Annotated in this window: 16 protein-coding genes; 4 read left to right on the forward strand and 12 right to left on the reverse strand. The window is 72.1% G+C overall.

Annotated features, from left to right (window positions below; translation table 11 throughout):
* Positions 1 to 47: 47 nt before the first annotated feature.
* The 3 genes from UW392_RS36375 to bldG all read right to left on the reverse strand — a co-directional run bounded on the left by UW392_RS36375 (position 48) and on the right by bldG (position 3846).
* Positions 48 to 2471 carry a sodium-translocating pyrophosphatase gene (locus tag UW392_RS36375; RefSeq protein WP_320779487.1) on the reverse strand — a complete coding sequence of 808 codons (2424 nt, stop codon included), beginning with the start codon at positions 2469 to 2471 and terminating at the stop codon, positions 48 to 50.
* Between the two features lie 491 nt (positions 2472 to 2962).
* Positions 2963 to 3397, reverse strand: a complete 435-nt coding sequence (locus UW392_RS36380; RefSeq protein ID WP_320779488.1) for an ATP-binding protein — start codon at positions 3395 to 3397, stop codon at positions 2963 to 2965.
* Between the two features lie 107 nt (positions 3398 to 3504).
* A complete protein-coding gene (gene bldG, locus UW392_RS36385) occupies positions 3505 to 3846 on the reverse strand; it encodes an anti-sigma factor antagonist BldG (protein ID WP_009189842.1) in 342 nt (113 codons plus the stop codon).
* Between the two features lie 80 nt (positions 3847 to 3926).
* Here bldG and UW392_RS36390 point away from each other — a divergent pair, with 80 nt between their 5' ends.
* Positions 3927 to 6386 (forward strand): DEAD/DEAH box helicase, encoded by a 2460-nt coding sequence (locus tag UW392_RS36390; RefSeq protein ID WP_320779489.1) that lies wholly within the window; start codon positions 3927 to 3929, stop codon positions 6384 to 6386.
* On the opposite strand, the gene UW392_RS36395 is transcribed toward UW392_RS36390, so the two are convergent.
* The 7 genes from UW392_RS36395 to ssd form a co-directional block, all read right to left on the reverse strand.
* Positions 6346 to 6756 (reverse strand): Rv3654c family TadE-like protein, encoded by a 411-nt coding sequence (locus UW392_RS36395; RefSeq protein ID WP_414496832.1) that lies wholly within the window; start codon positions 6754 to 6756, stop codon positions 6346 to 6348. The genes UW392_RS36390 and UW392_RS36395 overlap by 41 nt on opposite strands.
* A gap of 94 nt (positions 6757 to 6850) precedes the next feature.
* Positions 6851 to 7297, reverse strand: a complete 447-nt coding sequence (locus UW392_RS36400) for a TadE family type IV pilus minor pilin (RefSeq protein ID WP_414496834.1) — start codon at positions 7295 to 7297, stop codon at positions 6851 to 6853.
* Positions 7284 to 7514, reverse strand: a complete 231-nt coding sequence (locus UW392_RS36405; protein ID WP_414496836.1) for a DUF4244 domain-containing protein — start codon at positions 7512 to 7514, stop codon at positions 7284 to 7286. The genes UW392_RS36400 and UW392_RS36405 overlap by 14 nt, the downstream gene beginning before the upstream one ends.
* 93 nt (positions 7515 to 7607) lie before the next feature.
* On the reverse strand, positions 7608 to 8420 hold the full coding sequence (locus UW392_RS36410) for a type II secretion system F family protein (protein WP_320779492.1): 813 nt from the start codon (positions 8418 to 8420) through the stop codon (positions 7608 to 7610).
* Positions 8417 to 9268 (reverse strand): type II secretion system F family protein, encoded by an 852-nt coding sequence (locus UW392_RS36415; protein ID WP_320779493.1) that lies wholly within the window; start codon positions 9266 to 9268, stop codon positions 8417 to 8419. The genes UW392_RS36410 and UW392_RS36415 overlap by 4 nt, the downstream gene beginning before the upstream one ends.
* Positions 9252 to 10496, reverse strand: coding sequence for a TadA family conjugal transfer-associated ATPase (locus UW392_RS36420; protein ID WP_320779494.1), 1245 nt, complete (start codon positions 10494 to 10496; stop codon positions 9252 to 9254). The genes UW392_RS36415 and UW392_RS36420 overlap by 17 nt, the downstream gene beginning before the upstream one ends.
* A 61-nt stretch (positions 10497 to 10557) precedes the next feature.
* Positions 10558 to 11652, reverse strand: a complete 1095-nt coding sequence (ssd, locus tag UW392_RS36425; protein ID WP_320779495.1) for a septum site-determining protein Ssd — start codon at positions 11650 to 11652, stop codon at positions 10558 to 10560.
* Positions 11653 to 12281: 629 nt separating this feature from the next.
* Between ssd and UW392_RS36430 the strand changes: the two genes are divergently transcribed.
* On the forward strand, positions 12282 to 13106 hold the full coding sequence (locus UW392_RS36430) for an HAD-IB family hydrolase (RefSeq protein ID WP_320779496.1): 825 nt from the start codon (positions 12282 to 12284) through the stop codon (positions 13104 to 13106).
* A gap of 385 nt (positions 13107 to 13491) precedes the next feature.
* Here UW392_RS36430 and UW392_RS36435 read toward each other — a convergent pair whose 3' ends face one another.
* The gene (locus tag UW392_RS36435; protein WP_320779497.1) at positions 13492 to 14355 is read right to left on the reverse strand and encodes an oxidoreductase; all 864 of its coding nucleotides are present in this window, start codon (positions 14353 to 14355) and stop codon (positions 13492 to 13494) included.
* A gap of 140 nt (positions 14356 to 14495) precedes the next feature.
* On the opposite strand from UW392_RS36435, the gene UW392_RS36440 reads away from it, so the two are divergent.
* Positions 14496 to 15476: an ATP-binding protein gene (locus tag UW392_RS36440; RefSeq protein ID WP_320779498.1), complete on the forward strand. Its 981-nt coding sequence runs from the start codon at positions 14496 to 14498 to the stop codon at positions 15474 to 15476.
* 68 nt (positions 15477 to 15544) lie between these two features.
* Here UW392_RS36440 and UW392_RS36445 read toward each other — a convergent pair whose 3' ends face one another.
* Positions 15545 to 16813, reverse strand: a complete 1269-nt coding sequence (locus UW392_RS36445) for a hypothetical protein (RefSeq protein ID WP_320779499.1) — start codon at positions 16811 to 16813, stop codon at positions 15545 to 15547.
* A gap of 340 nt (positions 16814 to 17153) precedes the next feature.
* Here UW392_RS36445 and UW392_RS36450 point away from each other — a divergent pair, with 340 nt between their 5' ends.
* Positions 17154 to 19493 (forward strand): SulP family inorganic anion transporter, encoded by a 2340-nt coding sequence (locus UW392_RS36450; RefSeq protein WP_320779500.1) that lies wholly within the window; start codon positions 17154 to 17156, stop codon positions 19491 to 19493.
* The last annotated feature ends 205 nt before the right edge of the window (positions 19494 to 19698 follow it).

Raw genomic sequence — 19698 nt, forward strand, 5'->3', positions numbered from 1 at the left:
CCCCCCCGCCCGTTGACCGGCGTGGAGCCGGTTCGTGGCGCGGCGGCCTAAGAAACGACCGCCGCGCCCGTCGACTTGGCCACCGGTTCGGAGTCGCCTTCGTCACCCATGATGATCCCGCGCCGCTTGGACACGTACACCGCGCCCACGATCACGGCGATCGCCACCACGGCGACGACCACGCGCAGGGTGACGCTCCGGTCCGCGCCGTAACTGAACTGGACCACCGCGGGCGCGATGAGCAGCGCCACCAGGTTCATCACCTTCAGCAGCGGGTTGATCGCGGGGCCCGCGGTGTCCTTGAACGGGTCACCCACCGTGTCGCCGATCACGGTCGCCGCGTGGGCCTCGCTGCCCTTGCCGCCGTGATGACCGTCCTCGACGAGTTTCTTGGCGTTGTCCCACGCGCCACCGGAGTTCGCGAGGAAGACCGCCATCAGCGTGCCCGTGCCGATCGCACCCGCGAGATAGGCCCCGAGCGCGCCGACGCCGAGCGTGAACCCGATGGCGATGGGCGCCATGACGGCGAGGAGACCGGGCGTGGCGAGCTCCCTGAGGGCGTCCTTGGTGCAGATGTCGACGACCCTGCCGTACTCGGGCTTTTCGCTGTAGTCCATGATCCCGGGCTTCTCGCGGAACTGCCGGCGGACCTCGTACACGACCGCTCCGGCCGACCGCGAGACCGCGTTGATCGCCAGCCCCGAGAAGAGGAAGACGACCGCGGCGCCCGCGATGAGACCCACCAGGTTGTTCGGCTGTGAGATGTCCATCACCAGGCTCATCGGACCACCGTCGCCGACCTTCTCGCCGACGTCCCGCGCCGCCGTGACGATCGCGTCGCGGTACGACCCGAAGAGCGCCGCGGCCGCGAGCACGGCCGTGGCGATGGCGATGCCCTTGGTGATGGCCTTGGTGGTGTTGCCCACGGCGTCCAGCTCGGTGAGCACCTGCGCGCCGGCGCCCTGGACGTCGCCGGACATCTCGGCGATGCCCTGCGCGTTGTCCGAGACCGGACCGAAGGTGTCCATGGCGACGATGACGCCGACCGTGGTGAGCAGGCCGGTGCCGGCCAGCGCCACCGCGAAGAGCGCCAGCATGATCGACGTACCGCCGAGCAGGAACGCCCCGTACACGCCCAGCCCGATCAGCAGGGCGGTGTACACGGCCGATTCCAGACCGATGGAGATGCCCGCGAGGACGACCGTGGCCGGGCCGGTGAGCGAGGTCTTGCCGATGTCCCGCACCGGGCGGCGGGTGGTCTCGGTGAAGTAGCCGGTCAGCTGCTGGATCAGCGCGGCCAGCACGATGCCGATGGCCACCGCGACGAGCGCGAGGATCCGCGGATCGCCGTCCTTGCCGATGATCTCCGGGTCGGTGACGCCCTCCAGGCCCGCGTACGAGGACGGCAGGTAGACGAAGACCGCCAGGGCCACGAGGGCCAGCGAGATCAGCGCGGAGATGAAGAAGCCGCGGTTGATGGCGGTCATGCCGCTGCGGTCGGCGCGGCGGGGGGCCACCGCGAAGATGCCGATCATCGCGGTGACCACGCCGATCGCGGGCACGAGCAGGGGGAACGCGAGCCCGGCGTCGCCGAAGGCGGCCATGCCGAGGATCAGCGCGGCCACCAGGGTCACGGCGTACGACTCGAAGAGGTCGGCCGCCATGCCCGCGCAGTCGCCGACGTTGTCGCCCACGTTGTCGGCGATGGTCGCGGCGTTACGCGGATCGTCCTCCGGAATGCCCTGCTCCACCTTGCCGACCAGGTCGGCGCCGACGTCGGCCGCCTTGGTGAAGATGCCGCCGCCGACCCGCATGAACATCGCGATCAGCGCGGCACCGAGGCCGAAGCCTTCCAGGACCTTCGGCGCGTCGGCCGCGTACACCAGCACCACGCAGGAGGCGCCCAGCAGACCGAGCCCCACCGTGAACATGCCGACGACGCCGCCCGTGCGGAAGGCAATCTTCATAGCTCTGTGCGCGGCGGCCAGTGATCCGGAGTCACCGGCGGCGTTTTCCGCCTGTGGATCGCCCTCCGGCCGGGTCGCCGCGCGCGCGGCGGCGGCCACCCGCACATTGCTGCGTACGGCCAGCCACATACCGATATAACCGGTGGCCGCCGAGAACGCCGCACCGATCAGGAAGAACACCGACCGTCCGGCGCGCTGATTCCAGTCGTCCGCGGGCAACAGCAGGAGCAGGAAGAACACGATCACGGCGAATACGCCCAGGGTGCGCAACTGCCGGGCCAGATAGGCGTTCGCGCCCTCCTGTACCGCCGCCGCGATCTCCTTCATGCTGTCGGTGCCTTCGCCGGCCGCGAGGACCTGGCGCACCAGGACTCCGGCCACCACGAGTGCGGCCAGGGCGACGATTCCGATGATCACCACGATGAACCGGTTGTCGTCGGTCAGGACTGCGGCTGCGAAGGTCGTCGTGTGATCAAAATGTTGAGGGGTGAAAAGCCCCGCCATTCGTCCTCCTTGACGCTTGGGCTGAGCTCAAGATGTGGACGGATTGTAGGGAGCGGAACCTGATCAAAACAGTGCGCGGCAAACGGAATTAGCCGTCGCAGGCCCTTCAGCAAATGATCGACCGGGAAGTACGGAACCCGAAAGCGGTAACGCCTCAAAAGCGTTGACGCCTGATCGAATAATCATGGAAATGATCGTGAATTCGTTCACGAATTGCGGGAGCGCCCGCCGAAAAGCACCGAGGGCCCTGCTCAGCAGGGCCCTCGGTGCTGCAGGGGGAAGTGTCGGTCAGTGGTGTACACCTGTGGAGAAAGGCGTACGACCTTTCGGGGAGGTCGCGGACGCCAGGTGTACGCGACCGAGGTCGATGTCGCGGCGGACCACCCCGCGGACGGGGCGTACGGCGCCGAAGTCACCGACATGTCCCAGACAAAAGGCCGGCCACCGTCAACATGTCGTCGACAGAGGACCGGCCACCGTCCACCCGGACGTCACGGCAGCGTGGCCGCCGACGGTGTGGTCGGCCAGCTCATACGGATCGAACCGCCGTGCTCGCCGGCGGAGACCTCCACGTCGTCGACGAGACCGCTGATGACCGCGAGGCCCATCTCGTCCTCCTCGGCCTCCACGTCCGCGTCGTCGTGGGCGCCGTGCGTCCTGTCACCGGGCACCGCACGCGGAGCCTCGTCACCGACCTCGATGGAGAACTGCTTCTCCTCCTCGATCAGCAGCACCCGCACCGGCGCCGAGATACCACCGCTCTGATGGAGTCCGACAGCCCGCGAGCACGCCTCACCGACGGCGAGCCGCACCTCGTCGAGGACGGCCTCGTCCACCCCGGCCTTGCGTGCGACGGAAGCGGCCACCAGACGGGCGGTCCTGACGTGTCCCGGGACCGCGCTGAAGAGCAGTTCAACGGTGGCCATGCATCCCCCTCGGAACTACGGGCGTGCTGTCGAGGGGCCGGGCCGCAACTGGCCCGCACCCCCCTCCTGTCGTCTGTGCCGTCTTGGGCACGCGGCCCGGGGACGGATCAGTCGGTCGCCGCCACCGCTTCGTCGACCGAGGTGTGGATCGGGAACACCTTGGTGAGACCGGTGATGCGGAAGATCTTCAGGATGCGCTCCTGGTTGCACACCAGGCGCAGCGAGCCCTCATGGGCCCGTACACGCTTCAGGCCGCCCACCAGCACGCCGAGCCCGGTGGAGTCGAGGAAGTCCACGCCCTCCATGTCGACGACGAGGTGAAAATTCCCGTCGTTCACCAGCTCGACCAGCTGCTCACGCAGCTTGGGCGCGGTATATACATCGATTTCGCCACCGACCTCGACGACCGTACGATCGCCGACGGTACGGGTCGACAGGGACAGGTCCACGGATCCTCCAGCACCTTGCTATCGAGCGGTCGTCCCTAGGGACACCTCGGCTTGAGCCCCATGACGGTTCGCCAGCCGCGATGGCATTCAATCACTTACCGGCAGGCGTGCACGACGCCTTGGGCCCATTGTCCGTCACGCCAGTGACACACTCGGTGCCGATGGCCAAGAATCACCGATCCGATCGATCCCCGGCGGACACAGCCTCCCGCCCCGCGCCCGGCACGGTCCTGGACCGGCTCGCCCCGGGACCGAGTCGGGCGTCGCGCATCACTCATACGGAGCACTTGCCCCCGCAAGCGGGTCGGCATGCCCTCTGGCCTGACCGGATCCGTCCGGAGATCATCGCCGCCCTGCAACGAGCGGGCATCGAACACCCCTGGGCCCACCAGGCGCACGCCGCCGAACACGCGCTGGACGGCAATTCCGTGGTGGTCGCCACCGGCACGGCCTCCGGGAAATCACTGGCCTATCTCGTACCCGCCCTGTCGTCCCTCCTGGACGGCTCCGAGGCGCCCAACGGCCGCGGCGCCACCGCCCTGTACCTGGCTCCGACCAAGGCGCTCGCCGCGGATCAGTGCCGATCTGTGAAGGAACTTTCACAACCGCTGGGCACGGCGATCCGGGCGGCCGTGTACGACGGCGACACTCCCGTCGAGGAGCGCGAGTGGATCCGCCAGTACGCCAACTACGTCCTCACCAATCCCGACATGCTCCACCGCGGGATACTGCCCTCCCACCCCCGCTGGTCCTCGTTCCTGCGCGCCCTGCGCTACGTGGTCGTCGACGAGTGCCACACCTACCGCGGTGTGTTCGGCTCGCACGTCGCCCAGGTGCTGCGCCGGCTGCGCCGCCTGTGCGCCCGTTACGGGTCCTCGCCCGTCTTCCTGCTCGCCTCGGCGACCGCCGCCGAACCCGCGGTCGCCGCGTCCCGGCTCACCGGCCTGTCCGTGGTGGAGGTCGCCGACGACGCCTCCCCCCGCGGCGAGCTGGTGTTCGCCCTCTGGGAACCCCCGCTCACCGAACTGCACGGCGAGAAGGGCGCTCCGGTGCGGCGCACGGCCACCGCGGAGACGGCCGACCTGCTGACCGACCTGGTGGTCCAGGGCGTCCGCTCGGTCGCCTTCGTACGGTCCCGGCGCGCCGCCGAGCTGATCGCGGTGATCGCCCAGGAACGCCTCGCCGAGGTGGACCGCTCGCTCGCCCGGCGTGTCGCCGCCTACCGCGGCGGCTACCTCCCGGAGGAACGCCGCGCCCTGGAGCGCGCCCTGCACTCCGGCGAACTGCTCGGTCTCGCCGCCACGACGGCCCTGGAACTGGGCGTCGACGTCTCCGGCCTGGACGCCGTACTGATCACCGGCTATCCGGGCACCCGGGCGTCACTGTGGCAGCAGGCGGGCCGGGCCGGCCGCTCGGGTCAGGGCGCGCTGGCCGTCCTGGTCGCCCGGGACGACCCGCTGGACACCTTCCTGGTGCACCATCCCGAGGCGTTGTTCGACCAGCCGGTCGAGTCGACGGTGCTCGACCCGGACAACCCGTACGTCCTCGCCCCGCACCTGTGCGCGGCCGCCGCCGAGCTGCCCCTGACCGACGACGACCTGCCGTTGTTCGGCCCGGCCACCGCGGAGCTGCTGCCGCAACTGGAGGCCGCGAAGCTGCTCAGGCGCCGTACGAAGGCCTGGCACTGGACGCGCCGGGAGCGGGCTGCCGACCTGGCCGACATCCGCGGTGGGGGCGGCCGTCCCGTCCAGGTCGTGGAGACGGGCACGGGCCGGCTGCTCGGCACGGTCGACGCGGCCTCCGCGCACACCGCCGTGCACGAGGGCGCGGTCCACCTGCACCAGGGCCGTACGTACCTGGTGCGCGGACTGGACCTGGAGGACTCCGTCGCCCTCGTCGAACAGGCGAACCCGCCGTACTCGACCGTCGCCCGCGACACCACCGCCATCTCCGTCCTGGAGACGGACGTCGAGGTGCCGTGGGGCGAGGGCCGCCTGTGCTACGGCTCCGTCGAGGTCACCAACCAGGTCGTCTCCTTCCTGCGCCGGAAGCTGATCACCGGCGAGGTGCTCGGTGAGACGAAGCTCGACCTGCCGCCCCGCACGCTCCGCACCCGCGCCGTGTGGTGGACGGTCACCGAGGACCAGCTGGACGCGGCCCGGATCACCCCGGAGATCCTCGGTGGCGCCCTCCACGCCGCCGAGCACGCGTCGATCGGCATGCTGCCCCTCTTCGCCACCTGTGACCGCTGGGACATCGGCGGTGTCTCGGTCCCGCTCCACCCGGACACGCTGCTGCCGACGGTGTTCGTCCACGACGGCCATCCGGGCGGCGCGGGCTTCGCCGAGCGCGCCTTCCACACCGCCCGCGAGTGGCTCACCGCGACCCTCCAGGCCATCGCCGCCTGCGAATGCGAGGCCGGCTGCCCCTCCTGCATCCAGTCCCCCAAGTGCGGCAACGGGAACGAACCGCTGCACAAGCGGGGCGCCGTACGGCTGCTCACGGAGTTGCTGCGGGGGGCGCGGGACGCGGAGGGATGAGGACCTCTCCGGTCCGCCGGGTGGGGGCGCCCTCCACTACCGGCGGGCCGGATGCGCCCACCGGTGCGTAACCGGCCGGTCCCGCTCGGGATCTGGCCTCTGCCGTGAACGGTCCCCTGCCCGAGGCCGCCGTCACGTCCGAGGTGTCCCCCTCGATCACGCACCGCAGGAGCCGGGTGTCCTGGGCGCGAGCGATCCGGCCCGCCACGGCGCAACCGGCGGCCGTGCCTTCCGCCCAGTGGCCGGCGGCGGCGAGCGCCGCGAGGTCGGCCGCCGCCGCGGCGCGGTGCCGGACCACGAAGGCCTGGCCCACGGCCAGTACGGCGCCGAAGACGACGCACAGCACGGCCACCGCCCCGACGACCCACACAGTGGCCGATCCCCGGTCCGCGCAGCGCCCCGCCCGGTCACGGCCCGTGCCGCTCCCCGCCCGGCCACGGGCTCGGCTGCTTCTCCTCATCCGGTCATCCCACCGTCTCCTCGGCCAGGGCGACGGCCTCATGACTCAGCTCGACGTCCAGGGCGTCCAGTCCGGGCGGGTACGCCGTGACCACCACGCGCACGAGGTCCCCTTCCCGGCTCACACCGACCCTCGCCCCGTCCGGTGCCGCCCGGCGGGCCGTCGCCACGACCGCGTTCGGCGGGTCCTGCCGCGCCGCGGCCCGGGCTCCGGCCCTCGCCGCGTCCACGCACTGGATCTGCGCGCACGCGGCGAGCAGGGACCACACCAGCGCCATGGCGAACAGCACCAGCACGGGCAGCGCCATGGCGGCCTCGGCCGTCACGAAGCCCCTGTCGCCCGTCCTCGCCGCCGTCGGCGTCCTCGCCGCCGTGAGTCCTCGGGCGTGGGCCGGTGCGCGCCGCGGCCGGAGCGCACGCGGCCGTGGCCCGGCCCCCTCAGACCCCGCCATCGAGGGCCCGCTCCACGATGTCCTGCAGTTCCGCCTGGATCTGTCCGCTGGTCACCACCTTGTAGAGCACCGCGGCGAAAGCCACCGCCGCGATGATGCCCACCGCGTACTCGGAGGTGACCATCCCCGCGTCCCTCCGCGCGGCGCGCACCCTCCGTGCCACGACGCTCGTCCGAGCCCGCACCGCCCGCACCGCGCCTAGTACCATCCCTCGCATTTCGAACCCCCGTACCCTTTCGTGCCCGTTCACCTCGTGTGCTGTGGTCGTCGAATGACCACGTGTGCTGTCGTCGTCGAAGAACTCAGGCCGTCATCGCCCGCCTCCTCCCAGCAGCCCTCCCGCGAGCCCGATCACCACCGGCAGCACCCCGACCGCGATGAACGCGGGCAGGAAGCACAGCCCCACCGGCACGGTCACCATGACGGCCGCCCGACGTGCCCGTTCGGTCGCGGCCCGCCCCGAATCGGCACGGATCTCGGCGGCGAGCCGGGCCACCGGGGCGGCAGCCGGTACCCCCGATTCGTCGGCCCGCTCCAGCAGCCGGGCCAGCCGTCCGGCTCCCGGCAGCGCGCCCAGTGCCCGCCACGCCTCCGCCGGCCGGCCCCCGAGCCGTATCTGTGCCGCTCCCGCGGACAGCCGCTCGCCCACCGGGCCGCCCAGGGACTCGCCGACGGCCCGCGCGGCCGCCACCGGGCTCGCCCCGGCCGTGATGCAGGCGGCCAGCAGGTCCGCCGCGAGCGGCAGCTGCCTCGCCACGTGGCCGAGATCCCGCGCTCCCCGGCCCGGGGCGTCCCGCTCCCGGCCCGATCCGCCGCCTCGTCGCCGCAGCCACCACCGGCCCCCGAACCCGGCCGCCACGCCCAGCAACAGGCCGCCGGCGCCTCCGACCAGCACCCATCCGGCACACACCGCTCCCACCACCGGCAACCACGGCCGCAGGAGGCTCCGTACCGCGAGGCGCCGGCCCGACGACTCGGTCTCCGTCTCCGGGAGCAGCAGCGCTCCCGTCCGGCGCCGCAGTCTGCGCTCATGCCGTGCGGCACCGAGCGACCTCACCAGCCACCACACTCCCGCGGCCGTGCACAGCAGTACCCCCAGCCTGTGGACGAGCTCCGCGCTCATGCCGTCTCCGCCCCCCGTACGATCCGCAGCGCCCACCACAGGCCGGCGCCCTCCAGCGCTCCACCGACCACCAGGCAGCCCAGTCCGGCCGTGCTGTGCAGCACCACGCGCAGCGGATCGGCGCCCAGCGCGGTCCCCAGCAGCAGCCCGAGCACCGGCAGCCCGGCGAGCATGAACGCCGTCGACCGCGCACCCGCCAACTGGGCCCGCAGCTCCGCCCGCTGGTCCCGTTCGGCGCGCAGGGCGCCCTCCAGCCGGTCGAGACCGGCCGCGAGGCCCGCGCCCCGGTCCACGGCGACCCGCCAGCACGCGGCGAGCCCCAGCAGGCCGTCGGCGCCCGGCTGCCGTGCCGCGTCGGCGAGCGCGCCCGGGACGTCCCCGCCGAACCGCGCCGCCGCCAGAACGACCGGCTGTGCCGCTCCGAGCCCGCCGCAGTCCCGTTCCGCCCGCAGCAGTGCCTCCCCCGGTTGCCGCCCCGTGCGCACCTCGCTCGCGAGCGCCCCGCAGAGCGCGATGACGGCGTCACTCCGCCGTTCCCGCTCCCGCCCCGCCCGTTGTGCCTGCCGTACGCGTCGCAGTACCGGCACGGCGAGCGCACCGGCGAGGACCGGCAGCGGGGACTCGCCCAGCACGGCGACCACCGCCCCGGCGGCCACGGCCCACCACTCGGCTCCCAGCCCCCGAACGCTAAGCAACGTCCTCTTCCAGGGCGGTGGCCCCACCGGCCCGCCACCGCCGAGCAACAGCCGCGCCCGCCGCACTCCCGCGCCCGAACCGCCCAGCAGCCAGACCGCCGTACCGGCGCACACCAAGGCCGCTCCGGCCGACACCTCACCGACGCCCGTCATCGGTCCCGCTCCCTTCCGGCACCGCTCTCCCCGAGCGGCGGCGGTCGCTCCCGTCCGGCATCCGCAGCAGCTCCCGCAGCCTCTCCGCTCCCCGCTCGTGCACGAACCCCTCGGCGCCCCACCGCAACGCGGGAACCGTCACGACCAGCCCCGACGGGCCCCGCTCCAGCACGTGCACCTCGGCGATGCGGCGCCGGCCGTCCCGGTCCCGTGCGAGGTGGAGGACCACCGACAGGGCCGCCGCCAGCTGGCTGTGCAGCGCGGCACGGTCGAGCCCGGCCGCCGTGCCGAGCGCCTCCAGCCGGGCGGGCACCTGTGCCGCGGCGTTGGCGTGCAGAGTTCCGCACCCGCCTTCATGACCCGTGTTCAGAGCGGCCAGCAGGGACACCACCTCGGGTCCCCGCACCTCGCCGACGACCAGCCGGTCGGGCCGCATCCGCAGTGCCTGCCGCACCAGGTCCTGCAGCTCGACGAGCCCGGCGCCCTCCTGGTTGGCGGGCCTGCCCTCCAGCCGCACGACATGGGGATGGTCGGGGCGCAGCTCCGCCGAGTCCTCGGCCAGCACGATCCGCTCCCCGGGGTCGACGAGCCCGAGCAACGCGCTCAGCAGCGTCGTCTTGCCCGTCCCGGTGCCCCCGCTGATCACGTAGGACGAGCGGGAGGTGATCAGCGCCCGCAGCACACGGTCCCCGCCCGGCGGCACCGTCCCCGCCGCCACCAGTTCGTCCACGGTGAACGCCCTCGGTCGCACCACGCGGAGGGACAGACAGGTCGATCCCACGGCGACCGGTGGCAGCACCGCGTGCAGACGCGTGCCGTCCGGCAGCCGTGCGTCGACCCACGGACGGGCGTCGTCCAGCCGCCGGCCGGCCACCGCGGCCAGACGCTGTGCCAGGCGCCGTACCGCCGCCGCGTCCGGGAACGTCACCCCGGTCAGTCGCAGGCCGCCGCCCTCGTCCACCCACACCCGGTCCGGGGCCGACACCAGGACGTCGGTGACGGACGGATCGGCGAGGAGCGGCTCCAGCGGCCCGCTGCCCACCAGCTCGGACCGCAGTCGCTCGGCCGTGCCGAGGACCTCGGCGTCCCCGAGCACCCGGGTCCGTTCCCGGAGTGCCTGCGCCACGCGCGCGGGCGTCGGTTCGGACCCGTTCTCGGCGAGCCACTGCCGTACGTCGTCCAGGAGAGCGTGGCCGTCCCGGTCCGGCCCGTCCCAGGCACCGTTCACGCCTCGGCCCCCCGCACCGGTGGCGCCCCGAGGGGCACCCGCTCCCCCGCACCGTTCCCCTTCACGTGGCCTCGGCTCCCGCCAGCGCCCGGTCCCAGAACTCCTGGCCGAACCGGGCGAGCGGTCCGCGCACCGCGCCCCCGGGAGGGGCCCCGGCCTCCAGCAGCCCGGTCTCGACGGGCACCTCACCGGCCAGTGGCAGCCCGAGCAACCGGGCCACCTCACGGTCGTCCAGCCCCGGCGCAGAGGGGCCGCGCACCACCACCCGCAGATCGCGCAGGACCATTCCGAAGGCCGACGCCACGCGTCCGGCCGCCGCGATCGCGCGCAGTTCGCCCGGGACGACCAGCAGCCCCACATCGATCTGGGCCAGTACCTCGGCGACGCCGTCGTCGATCCGGCGCGGCAGGTCGACGACCACCGCGCCGCCCCGCCGTCGACCGGCGGCGAGGACCGCTCGCACGGCCTGGGGCGGGACGGCGACCGTGGCACCGCGGTCCCAGCTCAGGACCCGCAGTGCGTGCAGTTCGGGCAACGACTCCTCCAGGGCTCCCCCGCCGACCCGGCCGCGTGACGCGGCGAAGTCGGGCCAGCGCAGCCCCTCGGCCGCCTCGCCACCCAGGAGGACGTCGAGCCCGCCGCCGAGCGGATCCGCGTCCACGAGGAGCGTGCGCCGTCCCTGTCGCGCGGAGGCCACGGCGAGCGCGCAGGCCAGCGTGGACGCGCCGGCACCGCCCCGGCCGCCGACCACACCGACCGTCAGGGCGGGCCTGCCCACACCCTCGGCCACATCGGCGATGCGGTCGACCAGCCACTGCTCTCCGTCCGGCAGCACCAATACGTGCTCGGCGCCGATCTCCACGGCCCGCCGCCAGACCCCGGAGTCGTCCTGGTCCCGGCCGACCAGTACGACGTCCCTCCTGCGCACCGCCCCGCGCACGCGGCGGACCGCGTCGTCGCCGACCAGGACCAGCGGCGCCGACTCCCAGCTGTCCCGGCCCTGCGGACCGCCGTGGTGGACCTCGGGTGCCGCACCCGCGGCCGCGCACAGGCGCAGCAGGTCGTCCAGCAGTTCCGCGTCCTCGGTGATGATCAATGGCCTGCCCTGCCGCCGCTCGGCGGCGGGTGGCCCGTCGTCGGTGATGGCTCGCACCATGACGTCCAGCCCCCTTTGCTGCTTCCTGCGCGAGGTCCGGGACCACTGCGCCCCGTGCATCCCGCCCGTGTCGAAGACCTGTGTGGAGAACCGGGGTAGACCGGCCTCCCCACGCATGCGCGGCCGACAGGAATCGGCCAAACGCACCGGCAAACCGAACCGGCCAGGAACTCGCCGTGAGCGGTGCGCGCTGGAATCACGGTGCAGCGATCCCGGAAATCGTGTGGATCTTGGTCGATAACTGTGGACATCTCGAGGGCTGTGAATATCGCCATCACCCGAACAGGCGATGGCGCACAGAGCTCGGCGGGATCCCGAAAGGACTTCGACGCGACTGCCGCAGCGCAATCCGACAGCTACACACCGTCACGGATCATGAGTGAGCGGCGGACGGGCGCCCCGAGGGCGCGCCGCCGCGCGGCAATCATGGAGGAGGAGCAAAAACCCACCCGGACATGCGACGACCCCCGCCGGGGGGGAGAGCGGGGGTCGTCCCCACGGCCGACTCGGGGGGGGAGGAGTCGGACCGGGTTAGCACGGTCGCGAACGATCCGTGACTTCCATGGTGTACCCGAGAGCCCTCTCTGGCAAACCCACGCGCCCCACACTAGCCCGAATGGCGGGCGCATATGCTCGGGCTCGTGGAAAACCACTCCTTGCCCCGCGCAGCGGCCTTCTTCGACCTGGACAAGACGGTCATTGCGAAGTCGAGCACTCTCACGTTCAGCAAGTCGTTCTACCAAGGCGGCCTGATCAACCGTAGAGCGGTCTTGCATACCGCATATGCCCAGTTCGTCTTCCTCGCCGGCGGCGCCGACCACGACCAGATGGAACGGATGCGCGCCTATCTGTCCGCGCTGTGCCGTGGGTGGAACGTCGAACAGGTGAAGGAGATCGTCGCCGAGACACTCCACGACCTGATCGATCCGATCATCTACGACGAGGCCGCCTCCCTCATCGAGGAGCACCACCTCGCCGGGCGGGACGTCGTCATCGTCTCCACGTCCGGAGCCGAGGTGGTCGAGCCGATCGGGGAACTGCTCGGCGCGGACCGCGTGGTCGCGACCCGCATGGTCGTCGGCGACGACGGCTGCTTCACGGGCGAGGTGGAGTACTACGCCTACGGGCCGACGAAGGCGGAGGCCATCAGGGAGCTCGCCGATTCGGAGGGCTACGACCTCGCGCGCTGCCACGCCTACAGCGACTCCGTCACCGACCTGCCGATGCTGGAGGCCGTCGGGTACCCGTACGCCGTGAACCCGGACCGTGCGCTGCGTCGCGAGGCCCTCGCGCGCGGGTGGCGGATCCTGGACTTCAGCCATCCGGTGCGGCTGAAGCAGCGGCTGTCCGTACCGCCCCGTCCGGCGCTCGTCGCCGCGGCCGCCATAGGTGCCGCGGCAGCCACGGCGGGCCTGGTCTGGTACGCGACCCGGCGCCGGGTGGCCACGGCATGACGTACGGCTGACCACTTCCCGAAGGCTCGGCGACGCCTTTTCCACAGTTCTTTGAACTCAAAAGTAAAGAAGTGCAGCCAGCACTTCCACTTGTCCCGGTGCGGGAGTACAAAGGATTCAGCGGCCCGCGAGACCAAAGGACATCCGAAGGGATCACCTTTAAACGCAGTTGGCCCCACGGACCGAGCATGGACACCGAGCACCCACGCGACGTCGACCCGTCGATTACGGGCCAGCCGCACCAGGCGACGGGCGAAGTTCCCGACCTGATGGGCAACATATCGAGGACGCATGGTAACCCGGTGGACATGCCAGCGGCGGTACGAGTATTCGTACCGCCGCAACCTTTTCCCGCCATCCCGCTGCCCCGCGCGCGGAAAACGCTTCAGGCAGCTCCGCGCTGCAGGGCCTCGCACACGGCCGTCGACTCGCGGGCCCCGAGCCCGACCGCCCTGCCGCAGTGGGTGATCCAGGCGGACATGCCCTCGGGAGTACCGGAGGCATAGCTCTCGAGGGCGGCGGCATAGCCGGCGCGGCCGGTCTCCGCGTGCCCCACCTCCGCGGGACAGATGGATTTCGGATCGAGGCCGCTGCCGATCAGGACGATGCGCTCGGCCGCGCGTGCGATGAGGCCGTTGTGGGAGCCGAAGGGGCGCAGGGCCAGCAGTTCGCCGTGCACGACGGCCGCGGTCACCAGGGCGGGGGCGGCACTGCCCGCGATGATCAGCCGGGACAGGCCTTCGAGACGCCCCGAGACCTCGGCGGCGTCCGGCAGCGGCAGTTGGACGAGTGGTTCGTCGACCGGTTCGCCGTCCCGCCGGGGGCGCCCCACGCGCGCGTCGTCGTCCGCCGCCGCGACCAGGTGCAGCCGGGCCAGTACGCGCAGGGGCGACTGCCTCCAGATCGACAGCAGTTGGCCCGCCTCGGCGGACAGCCGGAGCGCCGCGCCCATGACGCGGGACTCGCCGTCGGCGCTGAAGTCGGTGCGGCGGCGGACCTCTTCGAGGGCCCAGTCGGCGCCCGCCAGCGCCGCGGAGCCACGCGCCCCGCGCAACGCCGCCTCGGCGGTGACCTCGTTGCTGCGGCGCCGCATGACGCGGTGCCCGTAGACCCGGTCCACGGCCTTGCGCACGGACTCCACGGACTCGGCCACACCGGGCAGCGTCCCCAGGGCGGCAAGGGGGTCCTCCCTGCCCGCACTCGCTCGAGAACTCGGGGGCGGATCGGCGGTCGCGCCTGTCGTACTCATGAGTACGACAGTACGCGCCCCTCTCCGCCGGACCGCCACCCCGTACCGCGGGGGCCTCTCTCGCGCCCACCCGCCACGAACGAGTGGTCCCACCCCCCAATTGGACACCCATGGCGATCGGACCGCTACGCTAGGTGAACATGAAAATTGCTTTCGTAGGGAAGGGCGGCAGCGGCAAGACCACCCTGTCGTCGCTGTTCGTCCGACACCTCGCCGCCGTCGGAGCGCCGGTGGTCGCCGTGGACGCCGACATCAACCAGCACCTGGGCGCCGCGCTGGGACTCGACGAGACGGAGGCCGCCGAGCTGCCCGCGATGGGCGACCGGCTGCCGTCGATCAAGGAGTATCTGCGCGGCTCCAACCCCCGCATCGCCTCCGCTGAGACGATGATCAAGACGACGCCGCCCGGCGAGGGCTCCCGGCTGCTGCGGGTGCGGGAGGACAATCCGGTCTACGACGCCTGCGCGCGGCCGGTGGAGCTCGACGGCGGGGCCGTCCGGCTGATGGTGACCGGACCCTTCAGCGACGCCGACCTGGGGGTCGCCTGCTACCACTCCAAGACGGGAGCCGTGGAGCTGTTCCTCAACCACCTGGTCGACGGTCCCGACGAGTACGTGGTGGTCGACATGACGGCCGGCTCCGACTCCTTCGCGTCCGGCATGTTCACCCGTTTCGACATCACGTTCCTCGTCGCCGAACCGACCCGGAAGGGCATCTCCGTCTACCGCCAGTACAAGGAGTACGCCCAGGACTACGGCATCACCCTCAAGGTGGTCGGGAACAAGGTGCAGGGACCGGACGACGTCGACTTCCTGCGCGCGGAGACCGGCGAGGACCTCCTCGTCACCGTCGGGCACTCGGACTGGGTGCGCGCCATGGAAAAGGGGCGCCCGTCCGGCTTCGAGCGCCTGGAAGAAGCCAACCGCACCTCCCTGCGAGCCCTGCAGGCGGCCGCGGACGCCACGTACGGCCGGCGGGACTGGGAGCGCTACACACGCCAGATGGTCCACTTCCACCTCAAGAACGCGAGCGCGTGGGGCAACGCGCGCACCGGGGCCGACCTGGCGGCGCAGGTCGACCCCGCGTTCGTCCTCGGTGAGGAGTTCGTGGCCACTGCCTGACCCTCACCCCGCCCCGCGGCCCAAATACCTGGTCCCGGTCCCGCGCCTGGACCAAGTCCTGGTCCAGGTCACGGCCTGGTCGCCGGCGCCCCCGGAACACCCCTGGGGGCGGGGGCGGGCTCGCCGCCCAGGAAAGCCTTCCAGCCCCGCTCCGGGGCTTCGCCGACCTCGAGGGTGCGCAGCCTGGCGAGCGTCCTGGGGTCCTGGGCGTCGAGCCAGTCGGCGAGCTGCCGGAAGGAGACGCAGCGCACGTCCCGCTCGGTACAGACCCTCTCGATGGTCTCCTCCACGGCTCGCATGTAGGCGCCGCCGTTCCAGGACTCGAAGTGGTTGCCGATGATCAGGGGCGCCCGGTTGCCGTGGTAGGCGCGCCGGAAACCCCTGATCAGGCCGTCGCGGAACTGATCACCCCAGTACTCGTGCAGGTCCGGGTCCCCGGTGCGCGCGTCGGACTGGTTCATGTAGAAGTTGTAGTCCATGGTCAGCGTCTCGAAGCCGCGGCCCGGGACGGGGACGAGCTGCATCGACAGGTCCCACAGGCCCTTCTTCCGCTCGGGCCACACCTGGTCGTTGACACCACTGCTGTCATAGCGGAGGCCCAGGTCCCGGGCGGCCTTGCGGAAGTTCTTCCGCCCCTCCAGGCACGGGGTGCGGCCGCCGATCAGCTCCTCGTCGTAGTCGAAGGGCAGCGGGGCCGCCCGCCTGGCCCCCGTGGTGCTGCGCCAGGACTTCACGAAGGTCTTGGCCTGGGCGATCTCGCTCTTCCACTCGGCGACCGACCACTCGCCGACGCCGCCTCCCTCACCACAGAAGTGGCCGTTGAAGTGGGTGCCGATCTCGTTGCCCTCCAGCCACGCCCCGCGCAGCTGCGTCACGGTGTCCCGGATCCCCCGCACGTCGTTGAAGCCGATGTCCGAGCGGCCCGGCGCGTGCTGCGGCGGCCGGTACAGCTCGCGCTTCGCCTCCGGCAGCAGGTACACACCGCTCAGGAAGTACGTCATCGTCGCGTCGTTGGCCTTGGCCACCTCGCGGAAGTGCGAGAACAGCCGCTGCCCGTCCTCACCCGCGCCGTCCCAGGAGAAGACCACGAACTGCGGCGGCCGCTGACCCGGCCTCAGCCGCTCGGGCCGGGGGAGATGGGGCTGTCTTCCGGTACGGGCGGTGGAGCCGTCGCCGATCAGGCGTACGACGCTCCTGGGCGCCGGCGCCGCGGCGGCCTCCTTGCCGCGGCGCACGTCTTCCTCGGAACCGGCGCCACCGAGCCCGCAGCCGGCGAGCGCCGGGGCGCAGACGGCGGTGAGCGCGACTCCCGTGGCGATCCTCTTCGGGGCGGCCATGGTGGTGCCACCTTCTTCCTTCAGTCGGGACAACGCCGAGCAGGCACGTTCCGCACCCCGAGCGGCGGTGCGCGCGGTGGCGGCGGAGCGGCCAACGTCGCACGCACCCCGAGAAGGAATTGATATGACAAGCCGATAAAAAGACCGATTCACTCTTTGAGGTGATCCATTACCCCATTTGCGGGGATTATCCAGACACACCCTTTACTCTTGATTACGATTCGTTTACTGAGCGTTGAGACTTTCCGCCGCTGTGATCGCGACCCACGGTCGCCCCGTCCCCGCCGCCGCGCGGGGACCACCTGCTACGCGCCGCGCCGCCCCGGAAGAAACGGGAACCATGCCAGCCTGCGTCCCCGCCCGAGCCACCGATCCGACTCGGACGAAGAGCGCCCACCGCCCCCACAGCCCCCCACCCGTCCCGCACCGGCGGCGCTTCCGTGTCGAAGCCGCCGACCTGTCCGCCTCACTCGCGGTCTTCCTGATCGCACTCCCCCTGTCCCTCGGCATCGCCCTCGCCACCGGCGCGCCCCTCCAGGCCGGCCTGGTCGCCGCGGCAGTCGGAGGCCTGGTCGCCGGGCGCCTCGGGGGCTCCCCGCTCCAGGTCAGCGGTCCCGCCGCCGGCCTCACCGTCGTCACCGCCGACCTCATCCAGCGGTACGGCTGGCGGACCACCTGCGCCATCACCGTCCTGGCCGGAGTCGCCCAGCTCGGCCTCGGATGCCTGCGCGTGGCCCGTACGGCGCTCGCCGTCAGCCCGGCGATCGTGCACGGCATGCTGGCCGGCATCGGCGTCACCATCGCCGTCGCCCAGCTCCACATCGTGCTCGGCGGCACTCCGCAGAGCGCCGTCCTGGACAACCTCCGCGCGCTGCCGGACCAGCTGGCACGGCTGCATCCCGCCGCCCTGGCGATGAGCGCGCTGACCCTCGCCGTGCTGTTCGCCTGGCCACGGCTGCCCGGCCGGGCCGGCCGCCTGCTGCGCACAGCTCCCGGAGCGCTGGTCGCCGTCGCCGCGGCGACCACGACCGCCGCCCTCGCCGGACTGACCCTGCCCAAGGTCGACCTGCCCTCCTGGCACAGCCACGCCCTCGCCGGGCTCCCCGAGGGACCGGCGCTGGGACTCGCCACCGCGGTCGTCACCATCACGCTGGTGTGCAGCGTGCAGTCGCTGCTCGGCTCCGTCGCCGTGGACAAGCTCGTGGCCGGGCGACCGGGCATGACGCGCTCGGACCTGGACAAGGAACTGCTCGGCCAGGGTTCCGCCAACATCCTCTCGGGAGCGCTCGGCGGGCTGCCCGTCGCAGGCGTCGCGGTGCGCAGTTCGGCCAACGTGCAGGCCGGTGCCGTGAGCCGGAACTCCACGATGCTGCACGGCGCGTGGGTGGTGGTGGCCGCGCTGCTGATGGTCCCGATGCTCGAGCTGATCCCCCTCGCCGCACTCGCGGCCCTCGTGATGGCCGTCGGCGTCCAGATGGTGTCCCTCCACCACATCCGTACGGTCACCCGCCACCGCGAAGTACTGGTGTACGCCGTCACCACCCTCGGCGTCGTGCTCCTCGGCGTCCTGGAGGGAGTCGCGCTGGGTGTCGCCGTGGCCGTCGCCGTCGCCCTGCACCGGCTCACCCGCACCCGCATCACCCACGACGAGCGGGAAGAGGTGCACCACGTGCACGTGAGGGGCCAGCTGACGTTCCTCGCGGTTCCCCGGCTGAGCCGCGCTCTGCACCAGGTGCCCCAGGGGGCCGAGGCGGTCGTGGAGCTGGACGGGTCGTTCATGGACCACGCCGCGTTCGAGACGCTCCAGGACTGGCAGAAGACACACACCGCGCAGGGCGGATCGGTGGAGCTCACCGGGCGCACCGGCGTGCGGATCGCGGAGCCCGCCGACGCGTCCGGCTGCCGGTGCCGCCCCTGGACGGCCTGGCGCAACCACCACTGCGAGAGCCCGCGCCCCGCACCGGCCGGCGAACAGCCGGAGCAGGCCCCGGACGACGGGCCGAGCGCGCACCGGCTGGCGCAGGGGATCAGCACGTTCCAGCGGAACACCGCTCCCTTGGTGCGCAGTGAGCTGGCCCGGCTGGCGCGTGAGGGACAGCAGCCCTCACAGCTCTTCCTGACCTGCGCCGACTCACGGCTCGTCACGTCGATGATCACCTCGAGCGGTCCGGGCGATCTCTTCGTCGTACGCAATGTGGGCAACCTCGTGCCCCTGCCGGGCGAGGAGAGCGGAGACGATTCGGTGGCCGCGGCGATCGAGTACGCGGTGGACGTCCTCGAGGTGCGGTCGATCACCGTGTGCGGGCACTCCGGCTGCGGGGCGATGCAGGCACTGCTGAACACGGACCCCGGGGGCGCCCGGACACCGCTCAAGCGGTGGCTGCGGCACGGGCTGCCGAGCCTGGAGCGCATGGCGGACACGCAGCGGCCCTGGGCCAGGCTCGCGGGCCGGTCACCGGTCGACGCCGCCGAGCAGCTGTGCCTGACCAATGTGCTTCAGCAACTGGAGCATCTCAGAGCGCACGAGTCCGTGGCGCGCGCCCTGCGCGAAGGCGCACTGGAACTGCACGGGATGTACTTCCACGTGGGCGAGGCGCAGGCCTATCTGCTCACCGGTGAGTCCCAGCTGTTCCACCATGTGGAACCACGTGACGCGGAGGAGCAGCGCAGCTCCGCGTGACGGCCACGGCACAGTGGTGCGGCCCGTGTCACCGCCGGGCCGCACCACCGCGCGACCGCGGCTCGCACCCGGCGCGCCTCCCCGCCCCGTGCGCGCTTCGTCTGAACCCCGCACGCCCCGCGTCCGTGACCATCAGTGGGCCCCAGCTGCGGAGCCGCCCGTCCACAGGTCTACACCACTCGCCCGTCGACCCTTGTCAGCGGGG

Source organism: Streptomyces sp. CRN 30, assembly GCF_034105845.1.

Excerpts from the sequence above, each read along its gene's own strand:
- UW392_RS36375 (WP_320779487.1), bottom strand. The coding sequence starts at position 2,471 with ATGGCGGGGCTTTTCACCCCTCAACATTTTGATCACACGACGACCTTC.
- UW392_RS36380 (WP_320779488.1), bottom strand. The coding sequence starts at position 3,397 with ATGGCCACCGTTGAACTGCTCTTCAGCGCGGTCCCGGGACACGTCAGG.
- UW392_RS36390 (WP_320779489.1), top strand. The coding sequence starts at position 3,927 with ATGGCATTCAATCACTTACCGGCAGGCGTGCACGACGCCTTGGGCCCA.
- UW392_RS36400 (WP_414496834.1), bottom strand. The coding sequence starts at position 7,297 with ATGGCGGGGTCTGAGGGGGCCGGGCCACGGCCGCGTGCGCTCCGGCCG.
- UW392_RS36405 (WP_414496836.1), bottom strand. The coding sequence starts at position 7,514 with ATGCGAGGGATGGTACTAGGCGCGGTGCGGGCGGTGCGGGCTCGGACG.
- UW392_RS36410 (WP_320779492.1), bottom strand. The coding sequence starts at position 8,420 with ATGAGCGCGGAGCTCGTCCACAGGCTGGGGGTACTGCTGTGCACGGCC.
- UW392_RS36415 (WP_320779493.1), bottom strand. The coding sequence starts at position 9,268 with ATGACGGGCGTCGGTGAGGTGTCGGCCGGAGCGGCCTTGGTGTGCGCC.
- ssd (WP_320779495.1), bottom strand. The coding sequence starts at position 11,652 with ATGGTGCGAGCCATCACCGACGACGGGCCACCCGCCGCCGAGCGGCGG.
- UW392_RS36430 (WP_320779496.1), top strand. The coding sequence starts at position 12,282 with ATGCTCGGGCTCGTGGAAAACCACTCCTTGCCCCGCGCAGCGGCCTTC.
- UW392_RS36435 (WP_320779497.1), bottom strand. The coding sequence starts at position 14,355 with ATGAGTACGACAGGCGCGACCGCCGATCCGCCCCCGAGTTCTCGAGCG.
- UW392_RS36440 (WP_320779498.1), top strand. The coding sequence starts at position 14,496 with ATGAAAATTGCTTTCGTAGGGAAGGGCGGCAGCGGCAAGACCACCCTG.
- UW392_RS36445 (WP_320779499.1), bottom strand. The coding sequence starts at position 16,813 with ATGGCCGCCCCGAAGAGGATCGCCACGGGAGTCGCGCTCACCGCCGTC.
- UW392_RS36450 (WP_320779500.1), top strand. The coding sequence starts at position 17,154 with ATGCCAGCCTGCGTCCCCGCCCGAGCCACCGATCCGACTCGGACGAAG.